Raw genomic sequence first — 23,282 nt, forward strand, 5'->3', positions numbered from 1 at the left:
CGGGGAGTCCGAGTGAATGAGCGTGGCAGTGCGAGGAAGGTCTGCGCGTGGATGGGGGCTGGCGGCGATGCTGCTGCTGGCGGTGGCGGCGTGCCGCGAAGCGGCCAACGATCCGGCCCGGCCGGCGGCCGAACCGGTCGCGGCGGTGCAGGCGATGGCCCTGCGCCTGGCCGAAGATGATCTGGTCGGTTACGCCAAGCTGTCGGTACCGCCGGGCCAGTACCAGCGCCTGCAGCAGGCCTGGGCCGAGGGCCACAGCCAGTGGCCACTGACCGAGCTGCCGCTGGGCGACCAGCTGCTGCCGATGCTGGCCGCATTGCGCAAACCCAACGCCGGCGCCGAGCTGCAGCGCAGCTTCGACCGCCAGCTGGCCGGCCAGGCCAGTGCGGTGCGCCAGGCCGCACAGTCGATGGGCAACTTCGGCGTGCAGTACCTGCGCCACCAGAAGGGCTACACCCCGGGCCAGCAGGCCCACTACATCGCGCTGGTCGAAACCCTTGCCGGCTGGGCGCAGGGCGCCCCGATCAGTGACCGTGCCCGTGCACGCAGCACCATCGCCGCGCTGGTCGGCGCGGCCGCCAAGGTCGGCTTCGACGATGAGGCCGGCCTGCAGGCCGCCGGCATGGAAGGCAGCCTGCAGCAGCTGGCACCGTTCATCCACACCCTCAAGGCGGTGCTGGGCAGCTACGGGCTGGGCGTGGACGACGCGCTGCGCAGCGTGCGCGGCGAGCTGCTCTCGGTGGAGGGCGACAACGCCCTGGTTCGCCTGCACTACGACCTCGCCGGCCGCGAGATGAGCCTGCAGCTGCCGCTGAGCCGGCGCGAGGGCCACTGGTACCTGACCCGTACCCTGGCCGATACCGATGCCCTGCTGCGCAAGGCCGACGCGGCCCGTGCCGCCGCCGCACCCGCACCGCCCGAAGCCCCTGCCGAGGGTGGGGAAGCGGCAACGCCACCGCCTAAGCCATAATGGCGCCGATGTCGAAACAGAACCCGCTGCCGTTCCCCGGCGAAGAATCCCAGTCGACGCCCGCCGATACGGTGCCGGCGTCCCCCTCGACCGGTACCGGCCCCAACCCGGTACCGCCGCCCGCGCACGCGCGCCCGGCCGGTCGCCGCCCGCTGTGGGCGCGGCTGCTGGGTCGCCTGGTCGAGCCGTGGCTGTCGCTGAAGATCGAACCGGAAGACCCGGGCCAGTACAACGATGGCCGCCCGGTCATGTACGTGCTGGAGGACTACGGCCTGTCCAACGCGCTGATCCTGGACAAGGCCTGCCGCCAGGCCGGCCTGCCGTCGCCGCTGGTGCCGCTGGCCGGTGACCCGACCGGACGCAAGCGCGCCTACCTGGCGCTGTCACGGCGCAGCTCGAGCAACTCGCTGATTCCCGAGCAGCGGGGCGCCAAGACCCATTCCGACTCGCTGGCCAAGGTGCTGCAGGCGCATCGCGTGCGCGATGACCTGGACGTGCACCTGGTACCGGTGTCGATCTTCGTCGGCCGCGCGCCGGACAAGCAGAGCGGCTGGTTCGCGGTGCTGTTCTCGGAAAACTGGGCACTGGTCGGCCGCTTCCGCCGCCTGCTGGCGGTGCTGCTGAACGGCCGCAGCACCATCGTCCGCTTCGCCCCGCCGATCTCGCTGCGCAGCACCGTGGATGAAGGCCTGGAGCCGGAGCGCACGGTGCGCAAGCTGCAGCGCGTGCTGCGTACCCATTTCCGCCGTATCCGTGAATCGGTGATCGGTCCCGACCTGTCGACCCGGCGCCTGCTGGTGGACCAGGTGCTGGCGGCCGAACCGGTGCGCGAGGCGATCGCTGCACAGGCAAAGCGCGACAACTCGAAGCCGGCCGATGCCTGGAAGAAGGCGCACGCCTACGCCTGGGAAATCGCCGCGGACTACTCCAGCCCGGTGGTGCGTTCGGCCAGCTTCATGCTGAGCCACGTGTGGAACCGCATCTATGCGGGCGTGCTGGTGCACCACCTGGACAAGTTCAAGGCGGCCGCGCCGGGCCACGAAGTGGTCTACGTGCCCAGCCACCGCAGCCACATGGACTACCTGCTGCTGTCCTACCTGCTGTACGACCGTGGCATCGTGCCGCCGCATATCGTGGCCGGCATCAACCTGAACCTGCCGGTGGTCGGTACCCTGCTGCGCAAGGGCGGCGCGTTCTTCATCCGGCGCTCGATCCGTGGCAACGCGCTGTACTCGGCGGTGCTCAGCGAGTACGTGGCGCAGCTGGTGGCCGGTGGCTACTCGCTGGAGTACTTCGTCGAAGGGGGCCGCTCGCGTACCGGCCGCCTGCTGCAGCCCAAGGGCGGCATGATCTCGATGACGCTGCGCGCGTTCCTGCGCCAGCCGCGCAAGCCGGTACTGTTCCAGCCCATCTACATCGGCTACGAGAAGCTGATGGAAGGCGGCAGCTACCTGGACGAACTGTCCGGCCGGCCGAAGGAAAAGGAATCGATCTGGCAGCTGCTGTGGGGCATTCCCAAGGTGCTCAAGCAGAACTACGGCCAGGTGGTGGTGAACTTCGGCGAGCCGATCGCGCTGAACGACGTGCTGGCCGAGAAGGCCCCGGAGTGGAAGGGCGAGGCGGTTTCCGAGGACGAGAAGCCGGCATGGCTGTCGACCACGGTGGATACGCTGGCCGAACGCATCCAGGTGCGCATCAACGGTGCAGCCGACGTCAACCCGATCAACCTGCTGGCACTGGCCCTGCTGTCCACGCCGAAGCATGCGATGGGCGAGGCCGACCTGATCGCGCAGATCGAGCTGTGCAAGACGCTGCTGGTCGAAATGCCGTATTCGGACCGGGTGACGGTGACCCCGCACTCGCCGGAGCGGATCATCGCCCACGCCGAGGAAATCAACGTCCTCACCCGCGTCAAGCATCCGCTGGGTGATGTGCTCAGTGTCAGCGGCGACACCGCGGTGCTGCTGAGCTACTTCCGCAACAACGTGCTGCACCTGTTCACGGCGTCGTCGTGGGTGGCCTGCTGCTTCCAGAACAACCGCCGTATGAGCCGCACCGGCCTGGTGCAGCTGGGCCGCACGGTGTACCCGTTCCTGCAGGCCGAGCTGTTCCTGCCGTGGAGCGAGGACGAGTTCGCCCAGCGTATCGACCAGACCATCGACGTGTTCGTGCGCGAGGGCCTGCTGCAGAACGTCAACGATGACGATGGCGGCATCCTGGCGCGCAACACCGGGCAGACCGACGAGGTGTTCCGCCTGCGCGCGATCGGCCACTCGCTGCAGCAGGCGTTCGAGCGCTACTACATCGCGATCTCGGTACTGGTGAAGAACGGCCCCGGCACGCTCGGTGCGGCCGAGCTGGAAAGCCTGTGCCAGCAGGCCGCGCAGCGCCTGAGCCTGCTCTACGCCCCGGCCGCGCCGGAGTTCTTCGACCGCACTCTGTTCCGTGGCTTCATCCAGAAGCTGCGCGAACTGCGCCTGGTATGGCCGGACGAGAACAGCAAGCTGCTGTTCGACGAGCGCCTGGACGCGTGGGCCAAGGATGCCAAGTTCATCCTTGGGCGCGAACTGCGCCACACCATCGAGCGGGTCAGCCCGGAAGCGGCACGCCCGGACGAGCCGGCACCGCAGGATTGAAGCAGCGCCGGGCCCTGCCCGGCGGGTGCACGCCTTGTGGATGGGTGCGGACCTTGGTCCGCACACCTTCCCCCCGTGCCAACCCAGGTTGGCAGCCTTGTGGATGCGCCACCGATGGGCTACGGGTTATGCCGGCTCGTCGGGAATCTGCAGGCTTTCCAGCTTGGCGATGCAGTCCTTCAGCTGCAGCTTGCGCCGCTTCAGGCGCTTGGATTCCAGTTCATCCTCGCCGTTGGCCGCCATGCGGGTGATCTGTTCATCCAGCAGGCGGTGCTCGGCGCGCAGGGCGACGAGGTGCTCGACGATCTCGGCGGGGCTGTAGGTGTCCACAGCCTCCGAGCATACACAGCGACGGTGACTGCCGGGAGAGGGAACCTGCGATCGCCGGCCGGGGCCGCTCCGAGCCGGTAGAATGGAGGCCATGAGTGCCGTGATCTCCCTTCCCGATCCCTTGCCGCGCGCCGCCCGCGATCCACGCGTGGCCGAGCGCGAGCAGCACAAGCTGGCCAAGCGCCTGCGCCGCCAGGTCGGCGAGGCGATTGCCGACTTCGGCATGATCGAGGCGGGCGACAAGGTCATGGTCTGCCTGTCCGGCGGCAAGGACAGCTACACCCTGCTGGACGTGCTGCTGCAGCTGCAGAAGAAGGCACCGGTGCCGTTCGAGCTGGTGGCGGTGAACCTGGACCAGAAGCAGCCGGACTTCCCCGAGCACGTGCTGCCGGAGTACCTGGCCGGGCTGGGCGTGCCGTACCACATCATCGAGCAGGACACCTATTCGGTGGTCAGCCGGGTCATTCCGGAAGGCAAGACCATGTGTTCGCTGTGCTCGCGGCTGCGTCGTGGCGCGCTGTACAACTACGCCGAAACCCACGGCTTCACCAAGATCGCGCTGGGCCACCACCGCGACGACATGGTGGCCACGTTTTTCATGAACCTGTTCCACCACGCCAAGCTGTCGGGCATGCCGCCGAAGCTGCGCAGCGATGACGGCAAGCACGTGGTGATCCGGCCGCTGGCCTACGTGCGCGAGAGCGACATCGTCGACTACGCGCAGGCACGCCAGTTCCCGATCATCCCCTGCAACCTGTGCGGCAGCCAGGAGAACCTGCAGCGCCGCCAGGTCGGCCTGATGCTGAAGCAGTGGGAGAAGGACCACCCGGGCCGCATCGAGCAGATCGCGCGTGCCATGGGCCAGGTCAAGCCTTCGCAGCTGGCCGACACCACCTTGTTCGACTTCATGGCGCTGGGCCGTCGCGACGACGCGCCGCTGCCCGACGCCCATGCCTGGCTGGCCGGTTCCCCGGCCGACGCCGATGCAGATCCCGAGACGCCTGCCGCCTGAGGCCGGTCGCCCTTCCTCTTTGCCATCCGGAATTCCATGTTCTTTCGCAACCTGACGTTCTTCCGTTTCCCGACCACCACCGATTTTTCCGAAGTCGATACCCTGCTGCCGCACGCCCTGCTGAAGCCGGTCGGCGCCCTGGAAATGAATTCGCGCGGTTTCATCTCGCCGTTCGGCCGCGAGGAGAAGGAGCTGCTCTCCCACCGCATCGCCGAGCACCTGTGGCTGACCGTGGGCGGTGAGGACAAGATCCTGCCGGCCGCCGTGGTCAACGACCTGCTCGAGCGCAAGCTGGAGGAGATCGAGGAGAAGGAAGGCCGCCGCCCCGGTGGCCGCGAGCGCAAGCGCATGAAGGACGACCTGCTGCATGAACTGCTGCCGCGGGCCTTCGTGAAGTCCTCGCGCAACGACGCCTTCATCGACCTGCAGCACGGCTATGTGGCGGTGGACACCTCCAGCCGCAAGACCGGCGAGTACTTCATGTCCGACATCCGCGGCCTGCTCGGCAGCTTCCCGGCGATGCCGCTGAATGCCGAAGTCGCACCGCGTTCGATCCTGACCGGCTGGATTGCCGGCGAGCCGCTGCCGACCGGGCTGACCCTGGGCGAAGAGTGCGAGATGAAGGACCCGGTGGAGGGGGGGGCGGTGGTCAAGTGCCAGCACCAGGAGCTGCGTTGTGACGAGATCGACAAGCACCTGGATGCCGGCAAGCAGGTGACCAAGCTGGCGCTGATCTTCGAGGACAACCTGTCCTTCGTCATCGGCGATGACCTGATCGTGCGCAAGCTGAAGTTCCTCGACGGCGCCCTGGACCAGCTTGAACATGCCGACGAAGACGGCCGCCGCGCCGAATTCGACGCCCGCTTCGCCCTGCAGAGCGCCGAGATCCGCCGCCTGTTCCTGTTGCTGGAAGAAGCCTTCAAGCTCAGCAAGGCTGACTGAACAGGCACCCCGTGGGCCGCCGGTCATCCAGCGGCCCGAAGCGGCGCTATGCTTGCTGCATGAGCCGCCTGTTGCGCCGCCTGATCTCGCCGACCCCGCCCGCCACCGTGCAGCGCGACACCGTTCGCCTGCGCCTGGAAGATGCCGAGATCGAGGTGCTGCGCGTACGTGATCCGCGTGCGCGCCGGATCAAGCTGAGCGTGGACGAGCGCGGTGCGCGCCTGACCCTGCCGCCGCGCGCCAGCCTGGTGATGGGCGAACGGTTCCTCGAACAGCATCGTGACTGGCTGGCACTGCAGCTGCGCCAGTACCAGGGCCAGGGCCTGCCGGCCCCGCTGCAGCCGGGCGTGGACGGAGAGCTGCCGCTGCGCGGCGAACTGCTGCCGCTGCGCTGGCAGGAGGGCCGCTACGCGCGCCTGCAGATCGATGAGCACGGCGCCTGCGTGCAATGGCCGGCCCGCGGCGGCGATGCCACCCTGCGGCGGTTGCTGCGCGAGTTCTACGAAGCCCAGACCCGTGCCGACGTCGGGCGCTGGTTGCCGAAATACCTGCCCAGCCTGCCGCGCGCACCCAGCCGCCTGCGGTTGAAGGTGATGTCGTCGCAGTGGGGCTCGCTGGCTCCGGACGGCAGCATGGCGCTGGACCTGGCGCTGGTGCTGGGGCGCTCGGAAGCATTCGAGTACGTGCTGGTGCACGAACTCTGCCACCTGATCCAGCCCAACCATTCAGCGGCGTTCTGGAGCGAGGTGGAACAGCGTTTCCCCGCCTGGCGTGAGCAGCGCGATTATTTCCAGCTCGAAGGGCGGCGCCTGAAGGCGATGCTGCGGCAACTGCTGTAGCGCTGGCGCTACAGCAGTTGCCCACGCATTTTTCCTCTACCCCCGCCTTCGGCGCGCCCCTTCAACAGAAGGGGCTTTCCTCCAGAGAGTGGGTCGAGCAGTCCAGCAGGCAAGACCCTGCGCAGCGGATGAACATTCCCCGCCCCGGCAGCGCGACCCGCTCCTGCTCTTCTTTCTTTGTTCCGTGGGAGTAGACCGGAATCGGCCGTTGGCCGAAACCCTCACCCCGCGCGCAACGCCGCCGCCGTGGCCCAGCGGGCGGCCACCCGCGGTGCGGTGATGCACACCGCCTGGTCGGTCACCGTGGTCACTGCGCGTTCCAGCAGCTGGATATCCGCCTCATGCTGGCGCGCCACATGCGGGTCCTCGAAGAAGATCGCGCGCTGGCAGCGGCCTTCCAGCACCCGGTCGGCGATCTGCGCGTCGCCGCCCATCGGGCCGCTCTGGTAGCGCGTCACCCACGGCGTATCGCTGGGCCAGCCCCGGCTCCAGGCCAGTTCATTCAGGCGCTGGCCGGTGGTGCCGGTCGCTACACGCTCACCGAACCGGGCCAGCACATCGAAGTGCTCGTCGGCGAAGGCCAGCATCGCCGGCTTCATCGCATCGTGCGCGATCAGCGCCAGTGTCTGCCCTTCGAAGGCGTGCAGGTCATCGGCGCCGGCATCGGCGGCCAGGCCGGCATGGAGGCGCTCCACCTCGATCCAGTCGCGTGCGGTCGCCACCGTCGAAATGAAGGGCTTGCCGTGGATCACGCATTGCCGCTTCAGCGCGGTTGCCTCGGGAAAGACCGAGGACGGATCGACCGGGTCGATCAGGTAGATCGCACCATCCAGTGTCCGCTCCGGGCCCATGCCGACCACCTCGGCGACCAGCTTCATCAGGCCACCCTCGCGCCCATAGGGATAGCGGTGCAGGCCGTCGTATCCAGCCAGGAAGCCCTGTCGCTCGATCGCGTCATGGGTGCGGCCAACGGCGTGCAGCGACACGCCCAGTTCGCGCAGGCCGGCTTCGCTGGCACGCAGCCAGCGGAACAGGGCGGCGCGCGCGTCGTGGTGGTGGAGACGGTTGGCAGCCAGGCCGATGCGCATCGAGATGCTCCGCAGGTACGGGTGAAGGCGGCAGTGTATGTCGCTATCCGCTTTCCTGGGCGGCTTTTACAACGTTCTTGATTGCCGCCTGCCTGCACGTCGTTAGCGTGACAGGCAGCGGTAGCGCTGCGCGGCCGTCTACTTCCGTCCGCCAGATGAGGATGCCCATCGTGAACGTTGCTGGCCTGCGTGCCGCTGCTGTGGTCATGGCCTGCCTGCTGTCGCCGCTGGCCGCAGCCAGCGCGGTGTGTGAAACGCCACTGCGCATCGCCTGGCGCAACGACCCGGCATCGTCCTCCTCCAGCGAACAGGCCGAGCACGGCGGGCCCAACGCGGGGTATCTGGCGCTGCTGCGCGAACGCTGGCCACTGCTGCCACGGCCGCTGCCGGGTGCGGCCATGGCCGACGGCGCGGTGCCGCCCGATACCCAGGCACTGCTGGGCTGGCCGCGGTCGCAGGTGCCGGCGGGCTGGGTGAGCAGCCCGCCCTACCTGCAGCTGCCGAAGGTGATAGTCCGGCGCCGTGATGCAGCGCCACTGCTGGGCGTGGAGGGGCTGGGTGCGGGCCGCGTGGCCAGCCCCGATCCGCTGTCGTTGACCGCGCTGCTGGCCGAGCAGGCGCCGGCCGCGAGGGTGCTGCCACCCGCTGCGATCGAGGATGCATTGGCGTTGCTGGGGTCTGGAAGGGCTGACGCCGTGGTCGCCACTCTCGGCGAGGTCGAGGCTGCGCTGCGCCGCTACTACGGCGAGCCGCTGGTGATCGCTGCGCCGGCGGGCATCGACGATGCGCCGGTGCTGGCCACCGTTCCCGCCTGCGCCGGGGCCATCGCCGCGTTCGAACAGGCCATGTCGCAGCTTCCCGAGGGCCGGCGCGAAGCGCTCCGCGCGGCCTGGTTGCCGCCGCAACCGCGGCGCCCGCCGCCGCCGACCCTCTGGCGCTGGCTGCCGCCGATGCTGATTCCGCTGGCGCTTGCGCTGGTGTACGCCTTCGGTGCCCGGCGCGTGCAGCGCGAAAGCGAGCGTCGGCAGATGGCCGCACAGCGCCTGTACGAGGTCACCGCGAACCTGCCTGCGGTGGTCTACCAGGTACGTCGTTCCGCGAGCGGGCACTACCGCTTCCTGCAGATCGTCGGGGACGTGCAGGCGTTGTTCGGCATCAGCAGGGAAACCGCCCTGATCGACCATCGGCACCTGCTGGGTGCGGTCCATCCTGATGATCGTCTTCGCTTGATGGACGCTGTCGATGCGGCCGCACGGGCAGGTGGCCCGATCGATGCCAGCTTCCGTACGCGCGCCCGGCACGGCTGGCGCTGGGTGCGCTCGCAGGGGTATCCGCAGCCCTGCGAAGGCGGCGACATGCAGTGGAGTGGCTACTGGATCGACATCAGCGAGATGCAGTCACGTACCGATGCGCTGGCCGAGGCACGTCGTGCGGCCGAGCGGGCGGCGCTGGAAAAGAGCGGCTTCCTGACCGCGATGAGCGGGCAGATCTCGATGCCGATGGAGACCCTGCTGGGCGGGCTGGAACGGTTGGCGCGCAGTGATCTGGGCGCGCGGCAGGAGGGGGCGCTGGAGGCTGTCGACGATGCTGCGCAGATGTTGCGCCAGATCCTCGACGTTGTGCTGGCCGGCCCGCACCCGCAGCAGGCACCGTTGCAGCTGCAGCCAATCGACCTGCCGGCACTGCTGCGGGCGGCACAGCAGTTGCTGCTGCCGGCGGCGACCCGCCACGAGCTGCATCTGCGGGTCGAGCTCGATCCACGGGTGCAGGCGGGATCGCTTGCCGATGGCCTGCGCCTGCGCCAGATCCTGTTCAACCTGATCGGCAACGCGCTCAAGTTCACCCGGCGTGGTGGCGTGGATCTGCAGTTGCAGGTGCTGCAGCAATACCCGCATGGCCAGCGCCTGCGCCTGCAGGTGAGCGACAGTGGCGTTGGCATCTGCCCGGAACGGCAACAGGCGGTGTTTGCCGCGTACACCCAGGCCGACGCGTCCACCTCGCGCCGCTTCGGTGGCAGCGGGCTGGGCCTGACGATCTGCCGCGAACTGGCCGCATCGATGGGCGCAGAGCTGTGCCTGCGCAGCACGCTCGGCGAGGGCACCACGGTGTGGCTGGACCTGGACCTGAACGCCTGCGACCCGCCCGCAGAGGCACCGCCGCGCTAGGCCGTGCCCGCGCTGGCGCAGGATTCAGCGACCGAGCAGGCGCACGATGCTGGCGGCGGCGTCGCGGCCTTCGGCCACGGCGGTCACCACCAGGTCGGCGCCACGCACGGCGTCACCGCCGGCGAACAGGCGCGGGTGAGCGGTCTGGAACGGCAACCGGTCCTTGCCGCCGGCAACGATGCGACCGTTGGACAGGCCTTCCACGCCGAGTTCGGCCAGCCACGCCGGAAGGGTCGGCGAGAAGCCGAAGGCAATGATCACCACATCCGCTTCCAGCAGCGATTCGCTGCCGTCGATCGGCACGGCATTCTGGCGGCCGTTGGCATCGGGCTCGCCCAGGCGGGTCTCGACCACGGTCACGCCGATCACCTCATCGTCGGCACCGGCTTCGATCGACAGCGGTTGCCGGTTGAACAGGAAGCGCACGCCTTCCTCGCGTGCATTGGCGACCTCGCGCGCGCTGCCGGGCATGTTGGCCTCGTCGCGGCGATAGGCACAGGTGACCTTGGCCGCGCCCAGCCGTACCGCACTGCGCACGCAGTCCATGCCGGTGTCGCCACCGCCGAGCACCACGACGCGCTTGCCATTGAGGTCGGGCAGGGCGATCTGGTCTTCCCAGCCGGCGATCGGCCGGCCCTGCGGATCATTGCCACCGACGATGCGGCTGTTCTGCACCAGGAAGGGCAGTGCCGGCAGCACGCCCTTCAGGTCCTGGCCGTCGAGACCGCCATCGGTGTAGCGGTAGGCACCGGTACCGACGAACACGGCATCGTGGGCCTCCAGCAGCTGCTGCACGCTGAGGTCGCGGCCGATCTCGACGCCAAGGCGGAACTGCACGCCCATGCCCTCGAGCAGGTCGCGACGGCGATGGATCACGTCCTTGTCCAGCTTGAAGCTGGGAATGCCGAACTGCAGCAGGCCGCCGATCTGCTCGTAGCGGTCGTAGACCACCGCGGTGATGCCGGCGCGTGCCAGCCGGTCGGCGCAGGCCAGGCCGGCCGGGCCGGCACCGATCACCGCCACGCTGTGGCCGCTGGGCTGCACCGCTGCCAGGTCGGGGCGCCAGCCGGTGGCCAGTGCGGTATCGACGATGTACTTCTCGACCGCGCCGATGGTGACCGCACCGAATTCCTCCAGCGTGCAGCTGCCCTCGCACAGGCGGTCCTGCGGGCACACGCGGCCGCACACCTCCGGCAGCGGGTTGGTGCTGTGGCACAGCGTGGCCGCCTCATGGATGCGGTTCTCCTGCACCAGCTGCAGCCACTGGGGGATGGCGTTGTGCACCGGGCACTTCCAGCTGCAGTAGGGGTTGCCGCAGTCCAGGCAGCGACCGGCCTGGTACTGGGCCTCTTCCTTGCCGAACTTCCCGTACAGCTCGCCCCAGTCACCGGACGTGCGCAGTTCCACCGGGATGCGCTGCGGCATGGTGCGGGGCAGGTCGAGGAACTGGAAGGCGTGCTTGCGGCTCATGGCGGGCTCTGTGGGTTTGCGGATGCCGGCCAGTGGCCGGCACGACAGCGGTGGGGAAGCCGGGGCGCCGGTTGCGGGCGGCGCCCCGGGCATCACGCCGCGCGGCGCAGGGTTTCGGTCAGCGACTCGATGCTGGCGGCCTTGGGTTTGACCAGCCAGAACCTGCCGATGTAATCGCGGAACTCGTCCAGGATCTGCTGTGCCCAGATGCTGCCGGTCAGCTCGCGATGACGGCCGATCAGGCGGTGCAGGTGCTGGCGGTAGTTCTCGAAGCCTTCGGCGGAGACGCGATGGATATCGATCAGCTCGTGGTTGTAGCGGTCGACGAAATCACGGTCGACGTCCAGCACATAGGCCAGGCCACCGGTGAAGCCCGCGCCGAAGTTCAGGCCGACCTTGCCCAGCACCAGCACCACGCCATCGGTCATGTACTCGCAGCAGTGGTCGCCGGCCCCTTCCACCACCGCCAGCGCGCCGGAATTGCGCACCGCGAAACGCTCACCGGCACGGCCGGCGGCGAACAGCTCGCCACCGGTGGCGCCGTACAGGCAGGTGTTGCCGATGATGGCGGTGCTGCGTGCCTCGAAGCGGGCGCCGCGTGGCGGACGTACCACCAGGCGGCCGCCGGCCATGCCCTTACCGACGTAGTCGTTGGCTTCGCCTTCCACTTCCAGATGCAGGCCGCCGACGTTGAAGGCGCCGAAGCTCTGCCCGGCACTGCCGCGGAAGCGCAGTTCCAGTGGCGATTCGGCCATGCCCTGGTTGCCGTGTGCGCGTGCCACCGCGCCGGCCAGGCGGGTACCGATGCTGCGGTCGGTGTTGTGGATCAGGAAACGGTGCTCGCCGCCGCGCTTGTGCTCGATGGCCGGGGCCAGCAGCCCATCCATCTGCGTGGCCAGGCTGTCCGGCGATTCGTACAGGCGCTGTGCTGCGCAATGGCTGCCTTCATAGCGGCTGTTGGCCAGCAGCCGCGACAGGTCCACGCGCACGCCTTCGCGCGGCGCAGCTTCGATCTGCCGCAGCAGATCGGTGCGGCCGACGATCTCCTCCAGCGAACGCGCCCCCAGGTACGACAGCCAGCCACGCACTTCCTCGGCCAGCAGGCGGAAGAAATTCTCCACGCGCTCGGGCTGGCCGGTGAAGTGGTTCTCGCGCAGCCGTTCGTCCTGGGTGGCCACGCCGGTGGCGCAGTTGTTGAGATGGCAGATGCGCAGGTACTTGCAGCCCAGCACGATCATCGGCGCCGTGCCGAAGCCGAAGCTGTCGGCGCCCAGCAGCGCCGCCTTGATCACATCCAGGCCGGTCTTCAGCCCACCGTCGGTCTGCAGCAGCGTACGCCCACGCAGGTCGTTGGCGAGCAGGGCCTGGTGCGCTTCGGCCACGCCCAGTTCCCACGGCACGCCGGCATAGCGGATCGAGCTGACCGGCGAGGCGCCGGTGCCGCCGTCGTGGCCGGAGATGGTGATCAGGTCGGCGCCGGCCTTGACCACGCCGGCTGCGATCGTGCCGACCCCGGCGTGGCTGACCAGCTTCACCGACACCAGCGCGGTCGGGTTGACCTGCTTGAGGTCGTAGATCAGCTGCGCCAGGTCTTCGATCGAATAGATGTCGTGGTGCGGCGGCGGCGAGATCAGGCCGATGCCCGGCCGCGCATACCGCAGCCGTGCGATCAGTTCGTTGACCTTGTGGCCGGGCAGCTGGCCGCCCTCACCGGGCTTGGCGCCCTGCGCGACCTTGATCTGCAGCACCTCGGCATTGACCAGGTATTCGGCGGTGACCCCAAAGCGGCCCGACGCCACCTGCTTGATCTTGCTGCGCCGTGGGGTGCCGTAGCGTGCGGGATCTTCGCCGCCTTCGCCGGAATTGCTGCGGCCGCCGAGGCGGTTCATGGCGATGGCCAGTGCCTCGTGCGCTTCCGGTGACAGCGCGCCGAGGCTGATCGCGGCGGTGTCGAAGCGCGGGAACAGGGCGCTGGCCGGTGCCACCTGCTCAAGCGGGGTGGGCGAGGCGGCCGGTACCAGCTGCAGCAGGTCGCGCAGCGCCGATGGCGGGCGCGCATGCACGGCATCGCAGTACTGCTGCCAGGCGCGCGGGTCGCCGCTGCGCGCGGCACGCTGCAGGGTGGTCACCACGTCCGGGTTGTACATGTGGTATTCGCCGCCGTGCACGTACTTCAGCAGGCCGCCGACATCCACCTCCTGCTGCGCGTCCCACGCCTGCGCACACAGCTCGCGCGCATCGGCATCGAGCCGGGCGAAGCCGGCGCCGCCGATGCGCGAGGCCGTATCCGGGAAGCACAGGTCCACCACCTCCGATTCCAGGCCGATGATCTCGAACAGCTGCGCGCCGCGGTAACTGGCCACGGTGCAGATGCCCATCTTCGAGATGATCTTGGACAGGCCCTTGTAGACACCCTTGCGGTAGCGGCGGCCGATCTGCGACTGCTCGCCGCCCTTGCTCAGCTTGAGGATGCCGCGGCGGCCGAGATCGAACAGCGTCTGGTAGGCCAGGTACGGGTAGACCGCGGTCGCGCCGAAACCGAGCAGGCAGGCCATGTGGTGCGGATCGCGCGCGGTGCCGGTCTCGACAATCAGGTTGACGTCGCAGCGCAGGCCCAGCCGCGACAGGTGGTGATGGATGGCGCTGGTGGCCAGCAGCGCATGCACCATCGGCCGGCTGGCCACCGGGTAGCGGTCGGACAGCAGCAGCATCACCATGCCGTCGCGCGCGGCCTGCTCGGCTTCGGCGCAGATGCGCTCGATGCCGGCGCGCAGGCCTTCATCCTCGCCATAGGACAGATCGAGCAGGCGGTTGGCCTGCACGTACTGGTCCATCTTCAGCAGCTGCCGAAGCTTGCGTTGGCTGAGCACCGGCGAGTTGAGGATGACGTGGTTCACCGTCTCCGGGCCGGCATGGAAGATGTTGGTCTCCTTGCCAAGCTGGGTGGACAACGACATCGCACAGTCTTCGCGCAGCGGGTCGATCGGCGGGTTGGTGACCTGCGCGAAGGCCTGGCGGAAGTAGTCGTAGAGCGGACGGCTGCGCTGGCTGAGCACCGCCATCGGCGTGTCGTCGCCCATCGAACCGGTGGCTTCCTGCTCGGTCTCGGCCAACGGCCGCAGCACCTGCTCCACCTCTTCGCTGCTGAGCTGGTAGAGCTTGTGGTAGCTGCGCAGGGTGGCTTCATCGAAGGGTTCTTCCACCAGCGACGGGTCGATCAGTTCGGTCTGCAGGTAGGTCACGCCCTGCTGCAGCCATTGCTTGTACGGCGCGCGGCCGCGGTTGATGCGGTCCACCGCATCGGAGTCGAGCAGGTCGCCCCGCTTGAGATCGATGGCCACCATTTCGCCCGGGCCGAGCTTGCCCTTGCGCACCACGCGCTCGGTCGGCACTTCCCACACGCCGGCTTCGGAGGCGACCAGGAAGTGGCGGTCGGCGGTCAGCATCCAGCGCGCCGGGCGCAGGCCGTTGCGGTCCAGCGTGCACACCGCATAGCGGCCATCGCAGGCGACGATGCCGGCCGGACCGTCCCACGGTTCGCTGTTGAGGCCGTGGAATTCGTAGAACGCGGCCAGGTCCGGGTCCTTGAACTCCAGCGACTGCGTGGCCGGTGGTACCAGGATGCGCAGTGCCTGGATCAGCTCCATGCCACCGGCGACCATCAGTTCCAGCATGTTGTCCAGGCTCTGCGAGTCCGAACCGTGCATGGAGATCACCGGATCGAATTCGGCGATGTCGAAGCGCGGCGTCTTCCACACCTTGCTGCGCGCCTGCGCCCAGCGGCGGTTGCCTTCGATGGTGTTGATCTCGCCGTTGTGGGCGAGCATGCGGAACGGATGGGCCAGCGGCCAGCGCGGCAGCGTATTGGTGGAGAAGCGCTGATGGAACACGATCGCGCTGGAGGCCAGTTCGCGCCGCTGCAGGTCCGGATAGAAGCGGCTGAGCTTGTCCGGCAGCACCATGCCCTTGTAGCTGATCGCATCCGGGGTGAGCGTGGTGACATAGAAGTCGGCATGCCCGCGCAGCTGCTGTTCGCTGCGGCGACGGGCCAGGAACAGCGCCAGCGCGAAGCCGGCATCGTCCTGGCCGACACCGGCATCGACGAACACCTGTTCGATGCGCGGCAGCGTGTCGCGCGCCAGCTGGCCGCAGACGCTGTCGTCGGTGGGCACCTCGCGCCAGCCGGCCACGCGGCAGCCGACCTTCTCAAGCTGTGCCTGCAACTGCACACGGCAGGCCTGCGCGGCGTCGGCATCGTGCGGCAGGAATACCAGGCCGGCGGCGAAGCGCGCGGCGACGTTGATGCCGGCTTCGGCAGCCAACAGTTTCAGGAACGCATCGGGACGCCGCAGCAGCAGGCCGCAGCCATCGCCGGTGAGGCCATCGGCGGCGACGCCGCCACGGTGGGTCATGCGCGAAAGCGCGGCGATGGCGGTATCCACCAGCAGGCGCGAAGGTTGATCGTCGAGCTGGGCGACCATGCCAAATCCACAGGCATCGCGCTCGGAGCGCGGGTCGTAAAGCCCTTGGCGGTTGCGGGGGGCCATCTCTACCTCGATGCGTATAGGGTTGGCGGCGACACTCGTCCCCGCTCTGTAGAGCACGACCTGTACGTCATGGTGGAGTGTGCCGCGCATGCTGCGGCCTTTCGGGAAGCCGCCTGGCGCACGCCCATACGGCGTTGCTCACCTTGCGCAGGCACTCGCCTGCGCGGCGGCGCGCGCCTTGTCTGGCCGCACGCCAAGTGTCTTCACACTCACCCTGACGCACACGCCGTGCTCTTCCTGGAGCGCATCGTGAGGCACCGGATGCCTCGACTAGATCACAGGTTGCTGCAGCGCCGCAATACACGGTTGCAGGTGCAACAGAAAGCGCCGGCACGCGTGTGCCGGCGCGGGTTCGGGCTCAGCCGCAGCGCGCGCCGCTGACCAGGCCCTTGTCGTCCACTTCGATGTTCAGGCGGTCGCCCAGAAACTCCATCGTGGCCACGTCATTGGGCTTGAGCACGCGCACCTGGTGGGCGCCGGCATCTTCCTGCGCCTGCTTGCCAAGCGCATCGGTGTACGTCTGGCCGACCAGGCTCTGCACCTGGCTGGCGTCGCAGTTGCCGGCCGGCGGTGCCTCGGTCGCCTTGCCGGCGTCGTCGGCCGGCGCCTTGGCGGCTTCGGCGGCCTGCTGTGCATGGGCGGTGGCCGAATCCTGTTCATCCAGCGCCGGTGCCTGGCAGGCGGTCAGGGCCAGCACGGCCGGCAGCAACAGGGCGGAGAGCGAACGGGCGCGAATCGGAAACGACATCATGACTCCGGAAGGGGCTGTGAAGACCCGAGCATAGCGGCGAACCGGCCCTCACGTGTTTGTCTTGTGTTATCGACAGGATCGCGGCATCGCGACCGCGACACTGTCGGGCATGCCTACGCCTTCCACCCCCGAACGCCAGGCGGCACGCGCTGCCGGCCTGCGCTATGTCGATGACACCCAGCCCGGCATCAGCCGCCGCCGCGCCGGCAAGGGTTTCAGCTATCGCGATGCGGACGGCCACGCGGTCCGTGATGCCACCACCCTGCAGCGTATCCGCGCGCTGGCCATTCCACCGGCGTACACCGCGGTGTGGATCTGCGCCCATGCCAGCGGCCACCTGCAGGCCACCGGCCGCGACGCCCGTGGCCGCAAGCAGTACCGCTACCACGCCGACTGGGCGAAGGAGCGCGACGCCGGCAAGTTCGACCGCATCATCGCCTTCGGCGAGGCCTTGCCCACGCTGCGGCGGCGGTTGTCGCGCGATCTCAAGCGGCCGGGCTTCCCGCGGGAAAAGGTGCTGGCGATGGTGGTCGCGCTGCTGGCCGATACCCTGGTGCGGGTCGGCAACGAGACCTATGCGCAGCAGAACCGCTCGTTCGGACTGACCACACTGCGCAACCGCCATCTGGAACTGCTGCGCGGTGGTCGGGTGCGCATGCGCTTCCGCGGCAAGTCCGGGCAGCTGCAGGAGGTGACCGTGGGTGACCGCCGGCTGGGACTGCTGGTGCGCCGCCTGCAGCAGCTGCCGGGACAGGCGCTGTTCCAGTACCGCGATGACGACGGAGCGCTGCAGCCGGTGGATTCGGGCGCGGTGAACGATTACCTGCGCGAGGTGATGGGCGAGGATTTCACCGCCAAGGACTTCCGCACCTGGGGCGGCACCGTAGCGGCAGTGCAGGCCTTCGCCACCACCGCGCTGCCCGAACCGGCCAGCCAGCGCGCCCTGGCGCAGGCGCAGCGTGCCGTGGTCTGCGAGGTGGCGGCATTGCTGGGCAATACCCCGGCGGTGTGCCGCAAGGCCTACATCGACCCCTGCGTGTTCGCCGGCTGGGAGCGCGGCGAACTGGCCAGGCTGGCCGGCCTGCGCGGGCCGCGCCAGTGGGAACAGGCGAGCCTGCGCGTGCTGCGCAGGGCGCGCCGGCTCAGCCGCAGTAGATCGCGATGATGTTGTTGGTGCGGCCCTTCTCGATGGTCAGGCGGTCACCGCCCTCGCTGGCCGGGGGCACCCGCGGACCATCGTGGCGCAGCACCCGCACGTGCAGGCTGTCGCTGTCCACGCGTGCCCGTGCCACGGTGGCCTCCGAGGCGGCCAGGCCCAGCGCGCCCCGCACCATGTCGCTGTGGCACTGGCCGGAAATCACGCCGTCGATCGGCTGCACCTGGGCCATCGGCGTGCTGCTGCAGGCGGCGAGGGCAACGCTGAGCGCGGCGGCGGCAAGGGCATGTTTCATGAAGGCAATCCTCGTGTGGTTGCGTGCAGGGTGCGGTGCTGCGCGTGGTGGCGGAATGAATGCCGTGCACGTCGTGGACACGAAGCGCTCACCGCAGCCGACGGCTCGCCTGGAGACACTGCACGAGCGGCGCATGCCGCCCCCGGTAGTGCCGGCCGCTGGCCGGCAGCCCCTTTGCCTCCCGAGGAGACCTGCATGGCCACCACCAGGAAGACCCCCGCCCGCCGCAAAGCCTCACCCAAGGTGCGGAAGGGCAGCACCGCGACCCAGGCGGCTGCCGACCCCGCTCGCCCACGGGTGGTGAAGACCGCAACCCGCAAGGCGGCAGCCGGCGATCCCCGTGCGGCCCGCGTCGCGGCCCGGCAGCGGCGCCTGCAGGACCAGGAAAAGGCCAAGGATGCCCGGGTAGCGAAGAAGACCACGAAGAAGCCGGCGACCCAGGCGGGTGTGCGGCGGCAGCCGGAGGCGATGCCGGCCCAGCAGCTGGCCAAGCCCGGTCATGAGCATGAGTTGGAACTCGCGCCTCGCTTCCTCGCCCCCGACTACGTCGGCAGCGGCAAGCTGCAGGGCCTGCGCGCGATCATCACCGGCGGCGATTCCGGCATCGGGCGCGCGGTGGCGGTGCTGTTCGCACGCGAAGGCGCCGACGTGGCGGTACTGCACCTGGACGAGGCCGAGGACGCCGACATCACCCGCCAGCACGTGGAGCGGGAAGGTGGCCGCTGCCTGGTGATCGCGGGTGACGTGCGCGATCCGCGCTTCTGCAACCGGGCGGTAAAGCAGGTGGCCAAAGCCTTTGGTGGTATCGACATCCTGGTCAACAACGCCGCGTTCCAGCTGCACTGCGAGCGCCTGGAAGACCTGGAAGACGCACACCTGCAGGAGACGTTGCAGACCAATATCGGCGGCTACATCCAGATGGCGCGCGCGGTACTGCCCTATCTGGGCGAGGGTGCCAGCATCATCAACACGGGGTCGGAAACGGGCCTGTTCGGCAGCAAGGCGCTGGTCGACTATTCGGCGACCAAGGGCGCGATCCATGCGTTCACCAAGGCATTGGCCAGCCAGCTGCTGCCGCGTGGGATCCGGGTCAACTGCGTGGCGCCCGGACCGGTGTGGACGCCGTTGAACCCGGCCGACAAGCGGGCGGAGGATGTCGCCGAATTCGGCAAGGACAGCGACATGGGCCGGCCTGCGCAGCCGGAGGAACTGTCTCCGGCCTATGTGTTCCTGGCCGCGCCGGCCTGCGCCAGCTACATCAGCGGGGTGATCCTGCCGGTGATGGGGGGGCCGCGGGGCTGACGCACCGATTCTGCCGGAAATGGCCGTCGGCGCGGCCGATGCTCCGGTAGTGCCGGCCGCTGGCCGGCAGCCTCAGGGCACGGTCACCGCAGGCGCATAAAGATCGGCAATGCGTGGAATGAACTGCTGCGGATTGGCACCGACAAGATTGGTCAGCACCACCACTGCCACGCCGCGTTCGGGATAGACCAGGAAGGCCGAGCGTGCGCCGCCGATTCCGGCAACCTGCAGATCGGGTGCTGCACGCAGCACCGGCCATCCGCCGGCCCACGGGCCGGCGCGGCCATCGGCCAGGCGTTCGGGCGTCCACATGCGTTGCCGTGCAGATGCCTGCAACAGCGGGCCATCCATCACCGCGAGCAGCCAGCGCGCCGTGTCATCCGCGGTGGTGAGGATGCCGCCACCGGCCCATAGCGAAGGCGGCATGTCGTAGAACCAGTGCGACAGGCGCGCCGGTGCATCAGCGGCGTCGGTGGCGCGCGGGGCCAGGCTGTACATCGTTGCCATCTGCGGGATCAGGTCATAGCTGTCGCCGAAGGTGGTGCGCGCCATGCGCGCGCTGCTGAACTGGCTGGTGGCGAGGAAGCGCTCGTAGGGCATGCCGGATTGCCTGGCGATGATCCGTGCCAGCAGCACGTAGTTGGTCTGGTTGTAGGCGAAGCGCTGCCCGGGGGCTGCTTCGACCGGCCGCGCGGTGACCGCCGCCCAGGCCTGCGCTTCGGACCCACCGCCGAGCAGTCCATTCGCATCGAGGATATCCGGCAGTCCCGAGGTGTGCGCCAGCAACTGGCGCACGCGCACCTGCCGCCATGCGGCCGGCAGATCATCCAGGTAACGCGAAGCCGGTGCATCCAGATCCAGCCGACCCTGCTGTGCCAGCTGCGCCACGGCCACGCCGGTGAACGCCTTGGTGGCCGAATTGAGCGGGAAGCGGGTGTCGCGCGAAGCGGGTACGCCGTTCTCGACATTGGCCAGCCCGTAGGCCTCGGACAGCACGATCTGCCCTTCCTTGACCACGGCGATCTGCAACCCCGGAATACGCTGCTCCAGCATGATCTGGCGGACCAGGCGGCGGGTCTGGTCGTTGGCCGGTTCCTGGCTGGCGGATACCGCGGGCAAGGACAGGGCGGGGAGGGGCAGGGCGCTGATGAGCATGAGCACGACTCGAAGCGTTGGGCGGAACATGCGGAATTCCGGCGGGGCGTCGAGGTTCGGATGCGATGGTGGGGAAAAAGGTTTAAGCAGCCCGGCCCCCTACCGTTCGTCGGCCCATGACTTTCGGGGGGTTGACTACAGTTGTCGTCACGCCGACAGTGGCGACACGTGTAGTCAAGGGAGTGGTGTCATGCGTGGCAAGACGATCGGGGACCAGGAACTGGCCCTGCTGCAGTACATCGATGAACATGCGCCGGCCACTGTCGGCGAGGTCGCCAGTGGCTACGCCGAGCCCCGTGGGCTGGCCCGCTCCACCGTGCTGACGATGATGGAGCGGCTGCGGGCGAAGGGGTATCTTCAGCGCCAGCAGCAGGACGGCGTCTACCGCTACCAGGCCACCCGTGGCCCGGAAAGCGTGCTGCAGGGCGCTGTGGCCCAGTTCGTCGACAACACCCTGCAGGGGTCGGTGTCGCCGTTCGTGGCCTACCTGTCGCAGCGCCAGCAGGTCAGCGACAACGAGCTGGCCGAACTGGAAGCGCTGGTCGCCCAACTCCAATCGCGTCGCCACGAGGGCTGAGCCATGGACACCACGATGCTGATCCCGATGCTGGAACGGCTGGGCTGGACCAGCCTGCAGACCGTGCTGCTGGTGGCGCTGGTGTACGGGGCGTGCCGCGCGCTGCCGTCACTGTCGGCGGCGACACGTTGCCGCCTGTGGTGGCTGGTCTCGCTGCAGGCCGTACTGGGCCTGTTCTGGAGTCAGCCGTTGCAGCTGGCCTGGCTGCCGGCGCCGCAGGCGGTGGCGATGACCACCACCGAAGTGATGACCGAGATGGCCCATCCGCTGGCCGTGGACGCCTCGGCGCCGCTGCTGGTGGCGATGCCGATGCCTGCGGCCGACGTGCCGCCGGTGGCCTGGTGGGCGGTCGCGCTGGCCGCGCTGTGGTTGTCCGGCGTGCTGGTGATGGCAGTGCGCACCTTCGGTGAGTGGCGGCGTTGCCGCGCGCTGCTGGCCGCCTCTTATCCCTGCGAGGACCAGGCGCTGGTGCAGGCGCTGCAGCTGGCCTCGGATGCGCACGGCGTGCGCCCGGTGCCGCGCCTGTGGATGAGCGCGCAGGTGGACGCACCACAGCTGGTCGGGCCGTTCCGCCCGGTGCTGCTGCTGCCGGCCGGCGACAACGCCCTGCAGGGTGATGCGCTGGACCTGGCGCTGACCCATGAACTGCAGCACCTGCAGCGGCGTGACCTGCAGTGGGGCCTGCTGCCGGCACTGGCGCAGCACCTGTTCTTCTTCCATCCGTTGCTGCGCCTGTCGGTGCGCGAATACGCACAGGCCCGCGAGGAAGCGGTGGATGCGGCGGTGGTTGGCCAGCATGGTGCCAGCCGCCAGGCCTATGGCCGCCTGCTGCTGCAGCTGGGCGTGGCACCGCAGCCGCACCTGGGCGTGGCCAGTGCCGCGCCGGATACCACCAGCCTCAAGCGTCGCCTGCTTTCACTGCAGCCGCGCCGGGCCTGCCCGCGCATCCTGGCGATGGCGCTGACCGCCGTGATCGTGGTGGTGGGCGTGGCACCGATGCGTCTGGTCGCTGCGCCGGTGCCGCCGGCTCCGCCCGCGCCTCCGGCGGCACCGAAGGCCGCGCTGCCGCCGCCTGCTCCGAAGGCCCCCCCGGCGCCTGCGCTGTCCGCACGGGTTCCGGCGGTGCCGGTTGCCCCTGCGGCGCCGGCCGAACCGGCCGACGCCGAGGAACCGGCCGGTCCCGATGAGGCCGATGTGGCCGCCTTCGACGATGCCAGCGATAGCGACGAGCCGCACCACAGCACCACGACCTCCACCACGTCCATCACCACCTATGGCCAGCTGGACCTGGGCAAGTCGCCCAGCCAGGCGTTCGTGCTGGTCGATGGTGATTCGGCCTTCGCCAATGGCGGCATGGACGACGTGACGCTGGCGCGCAAGCAGCTCGGCAAGGGTCCGGCACTGTGGTTCCGCCAGGGCGACAAGCGCTACGTGGTGCGTGACCCGATGTTGATCCAGCGCCTGCAGCGCGCCTACAGCGTTGCGGCCGATCTGGGCCGCCAGCAGGGTGAACTGGGCCAGCAGCAGAGTGCGCTGGGTCGCCAGCAGGGCGAGCTGGGCAAGCAGATGGGCGAGATGGGCCGCCTGCAGGGTGAGGAGGCGCAGCGTATCGCGCTGGTCGCCGCCGAGGCCGCACGCAGCGCGATGGCCGCGCACGACATCAATCGCGAGGCCGCTGCGGAAGCGGCGAAGGCGGCGCGCGGTGCGAGCAGTGACGCTGCCGTTGCCCGCGAGGCTGCCCGTGAGGCCGCCGCCGAGGCGCGGCGTGCGATACAGGAGGCCCGCTCCGAGGCCGCGCGGTCCAGCCGCAGTGCTGATATCAACCGGCTGGCAAAGGAGCAGGCTGAACTGGCCCGCCGCCAGGCCGCACTGGGAAGCCAGCAGGCGGCGCTGGGCGAGCGCCAGGCACGCGTGCATGCACAGACCTCGGAGCAGACGCTGCAGGTGATCGCGCGCGCACTGGCCAGCGGCAAGGCCGAGCGGCTCTGAGCGGTAGTGCCGGCCGTTGGCCGGCAAGGTGGGGTGCCGGCCAGCGGCCGGCACTCCC

At 69.1% G+C, this 23,282-nt stretch carries 17 protein-coding genes; 10 read left to right on the forward strand and 7 right to left on the reverse strand.

What is annotated here, in order from left to right; translation table 11 throughout:
• Positions 1-16 precede the first annotated feature (16 nt).
• The gene (locus Q0P60_RS16920; RefSeq protein ID WP_345780344.1) at positions 17-970 is read left to right on the forward strand and encodes a hypothetical protein; all 954 of its coding nucleotides are present in this window, start codon (positions 17-19) and stop codon (positions 968-970) included.
• On the forward strand, positions 970-3,606 hold the full coding sequence (plsB, locus tag Q0P60_RS16925) for a glycerol-3-phosphate 1-O-acyltransferase PlsB (RefSeq protein ID WP_294996180.1): 2,637 nt from the start codon (positions 970-972) through the stop codon (positions 3,604-3,606). The genes Q0P60_RS16920 and plsB overlap by 1 nt, the downstream gene beginning before the upstream one ends.
• Before the next feature lie 126 nt (positions 3,607-3,732).
• Here plsB and Q0P60_RS16930 read toward each other — a convergent pair whose 3' ends face one another.
• Complete coding sequence (locus Q0P60_RS16930) at positions 3,733-3,936, reverse strand: YdcH family protein (RefSeq protein ID WP_294996183.1); 204 nt, start codon at positions 3,934-3,936, stop codon at positions 3,733-3,735.
• 91 nt (positions 3,937-4,027) lie between these two features.
• On the opposite strand from Q0P60_RS16930, the gene ttcA reads away from it, so the two are divergent.
• Genes ttcA through Q0P60_RS16945 form a run of 3 tightly spaced genes read left to right on the forward strand, consistent with a single transcriptional unit; the run spans position 4,028 to position 6,729 of the window.
• Positions 4,028-4,948, forward strand: a complete 921-nt coding sequence (gene ttcA, locus Q0P60_RS16935) for a tRNA 2-thiocytidine(32) synthetase TtcA (protein ID WP_345780345.1) — start codon at positions 4,028-4,030, stop codon at positions 4,946-4,948.
• Between the two features lie 36 nt (positions 4,949-4,984).
• Complete coding sequence (locus Q0P60_RS16940) at positions 4,985-5,890, forward strand: recombination-associated protein RdgC (protein WP_294996189.1); 906 nt, start codon at positions 4,985-4,987, stop codon at positions 5,888-5,890.
• Between the two features lie 59 nt (positions 5,891-5,949).
• Positions 5,950-6,729, forward strand: coding sequence for a SprT family zinc-dependent metalloprotease (locus tag Q0P60_RS16945; RefSeq protein WP_294996192.1), 780 nt, complete (start codon positions 5,950-5,952; stop codon positions 6,727-6,729).
• A 221-nt stretch (positions 6,730-6,950) separates the two neighbouring features.
• Here Q0P60_RS16945 and Q0P60_RS16950 read toward each other — a convergent pair whose 3' ends face one another.
• Positions 6,951-7,817 carry a methylglyoxal synthase gene (locus Q0P60_RS16950; RefSeq protein WP_294996195.1) on the reverse strand — a complete coding sequence of 289 codons (867 nt, stop codon included), beginning with the start codon at positions 7,815-7,817 and terminating at the stop codon, positions 6,951-6,953.
• A gap of 161 nt (positions 7,818-7,978) precedes the next feature.
• Between Q0P60_RS16950 and Q0P60_RS16955 the strand changes: the two genes are divergently transcribed.
• Positions 7,979-9,982, forward strand: coding sequence for an ATP-binding protein (locus Q0P60_RS16955; RefSeq protein WP_345780346.1), 2,004 nt, complete (start codon positions 7,979-7,981; stop codon positions 9,980-9,982).
• Positions 9,983-10,006: 24 nt separating this feature from the next.
• Here Q0P60_RS16955 and Q0P60_RS16960 read toward each other — a convergent pair whose 3' ends face one another.
• From Q0P60_RS16960 to Q0P60_RS16970, 3 genes are all read right to left on the reverse strand, one after another.
• Complete coding sequence (locus Q0P60_RS16960) at positions 10,007-11,452, reverse strand: FAD-dependent oxidoreductase (RefSeq protein WP_294996198.1); 1,446 nt, start codon at positions 11,450-11,452, stop codon at positions 10,007-10,009.
• 92 nt (positions 11,453-11,544) lie between these two features.
• Positions 11,545-15,999 carry a glutamate synthase large subunit gene (gene gltB, locus Q0P60_RS16965; protein WP_294996200.1) on the reverse strand — a complete coding sequence of 1,485 codons (4,455 nt, stop codon included), beginning with the start codon at positions 15,997-15,999 and terminating at the stop codon, positions 11,545-11,547.
• A gap of 358 nt (positions 16,000-16,357) precedes the next feature.
• Positions 16,358-16,747: an I78 family peptidase inhibitor gene (locus Q0P60_RS16970; RefSeq protein WP_294996203.1), complete on the reverse strand. Its 390-nt coding sequence runs from the start codon at positions 16,745-16,747 to the stop codon at positions 16,358-16,360.
• A gap of 112 nt (positions 16,748-16,859) precedes the next feature.
• Between Q0P60_RS16970 and Q0P60_RS16975 the strand changes: the two genes are divergently transcribed.
• A complete protein-coding gene (locus Q0P60_RS16975) occupies positions 16,860-17,915 on the forward strand; it encodes a DNA topoisomerase IB (protein ID WP_294996206.1) in 1,056 nt (351 codons plus the stop codon).
• On the opposite strand, the gene Q0P60_RS16980 is transcribed toward Q0P60_RS16975, so the two are convergent.
• A complete protein-coding gene (locus tag Q0P60_RS16980) occupies positions 17,893-18,201 on the reverse strand; it encodes a hypothetical protein (RefSeq protein ID WP_294996209.1) in 309 nt (102 codons plus the stop codon). The genes Q0P60_RS16975 and Q0P60_RS16980 overlap by 23 nt on opposite strands.
• A gap of 195 nt (positions 18,202-18,396) precedes the next feature.
• Here Q0P60_RS16980 and Q0P60_RS16985 point away from each other — a divergent pair, with 195 nt between their 5' ends.
• Complete coding sequence (locus tag Q0P60_RS16985) at positions 18,397-19,503, forward strand: SDR family oxidoreductase (protein WP_294996212.1); 1,107 nt, start codon at positions 18,397-18,399, stop codon at positions 19,501-19,503.
• Between the two features lie 72 nt (positions 19,504-19,575).
• Here the strand turns inward: Q0P60_RS16985 and Q0P60_RS16990 are convergent, their stop codons facing one another.
• Positions 19,576-20,658: a serine hydrolase domain-containing protein gene (locus Q0P60_RS16990; protein ID WP_294996214.1), complete on the reverse strand. Its 1,083-nt coding sequence runs from the start codon at positions 20,656-20,658 to the stop codon at positions 19,576-19,578.
• Between the two features lie 190 nt (positions 20,659-20,848).
• On the opposite strand from Q0P60_RS16990, the gene Q0P60_RS16995 reads away from it, so the two are divergent.
• Positions 20,849-21,235, forward strand: coding sequence for a BlaI/MecI/CopY family transcriptional regulator (locus Q0P60_RS16995; protein WP_294996217.1), 387 nt, complete (start codon positions 20,849-20,851; stop codon positions 21,233-21,235).
• Between the two features lie 3 nt (positions 21,236-21,238).
• Positions 21,239-23,224, forward strand: a complete 1,986-nt coding sequence (locus Q0P60_RS17000; RefSeq protein ID WP_294996220.1) for a M56 family metallopeptidase — start codon at positions 21,239-21,241, stop codon at positions 23,222-23,224.
• Positions 23,225-23,282 lie beyond the last annotated feature (58 nt).

Origin of the sequence: uncultured Stenotrophomonas sp., assembly GCF_945952405.1 — a bacterium.
GTDB lineage: Bacteria > Pseudomonadota > Gammaproteobacteria > Xanthomonadales > Xanthomonadaceae > Stenotrophomonas.

Excerpts from the sequence above, each read along its gene's own strand:
- Q0P60_RS17000 (WP_294996220.1), top strand. The coding sequence starts at position 21,239 with ATGGACACCACGATGCTGATCCCGATGCTGGAACGGCTGGGCTGGACC.
- Q0P60_RS16990 (WP_294996214.1), bottom strand. The coding sequence starts at position 20,658 with ATGCTCATCAGCGCCCTGCCCCTCCCCGCCCTGTCCTTGCCCGCGGTA.
- Q0P60_RS16940 (WP_294996189.1), top strand. The coding sequence starts at position 4,985 with ATGTTCTTTCGCAACCTGACGTTCTTCCGTTTCCCGACCACCACCGAT.
- gltB (WP_294996200.1), bottom strand. The coding sequence starts at position 15,999 with ATGGCCCCCCGCAACCGCCAAGGGCTTTACGACCCGCGCTCCGAGCGC.
- Q0P60_RS16945 (WP_294996192.1), top strand. The coding sequence starts at position 5,950 with ATGAGCCGCCTGTTGCGCCGCCTGATCTCGCCGACCCCGCCCGCCACC.
- Q0P60_RS16920 (WP_345780344.1), top strand. The coding sequence starts at position 17 with ATGAGCGTGGCAGTGCGAGGAAGGTCTGCGCGTGGATGGGGGCTGGCG.
- ttcA (WP_345780345.1), top strand. The coding sequence starts at position 4,028 with ATGAGTGCCGTGATCTCCCTTCCCGATCCCTTGCCGCGCGCCGCCCGC.
- Q0P60_RS16960 (WP_294996198.1), bottom strand. The coding sequence starts at position 11,452 with ATGAGCCGCAAGCACGCCTTCCAGTTCCTCGACCTGCCCCGCACCATG.
- Q0P60_RS16950 (WP_294996195.1), bottom strand. The coding sequence starts at position 7,817 with ATGCGCATCGGCCTGGCTGCCAACCGTCTCCACCACCACGACGCGCGC.
- Q0P60_RS16975 (WP_294996206.1), top strand. The coding sequence starts at position 16,860 with ATGCCTACGCCTTCCACCCCCGAACGCCAGGCGGCACGCGCTGCCGGC.
- Q0P60_RS16955 (WP_345780346.1), top strand. The coding sequence starts at position 7,979 with ATGCCCATCGTGAACGTTGCTGGCCTGCGTGCCGCTGCTGTGGTCATG.
- Q0P60_RS16980 (WP_294996209.1), bottom strand. The coding sequence starts at position 18,201 with ATGAAACATGCCCTTGCCGCCGCCGCGCTCAGCGTTGCCCTCGCCGCC.
- plsB (WP_294996180.1), top strand. The coding sequence starts at position 970 with ATGGCGCCGATGTCGAAACAGAACCCGCTGCCGTTCCCCGGCGAAGAA.
- Q0P60_RS16970 (WP_294996203.1), bottom strand. The coding sequence starts at position 16,747 with ATGTCGTTTCCGATTCGCGCCCGTTCGCTCTCCGCCCTGTTGCTGCCG.
- Q0P60_RS16985 (WP_294996212.1), top strand. The coding sequence starts at position 18,397 with ATGGCCACCACCAGGAAGACCCCCGCCCGCCGCAAAGCCTCACCCAAG.
- Q0P60_RS16995 (WP_294996217.1), top strand. The coding sequence starts at position 20,849 with ATGCGTGGCAAGACGATCGGGGACCAGGAACTGGCCCTGCTGCAGTAC.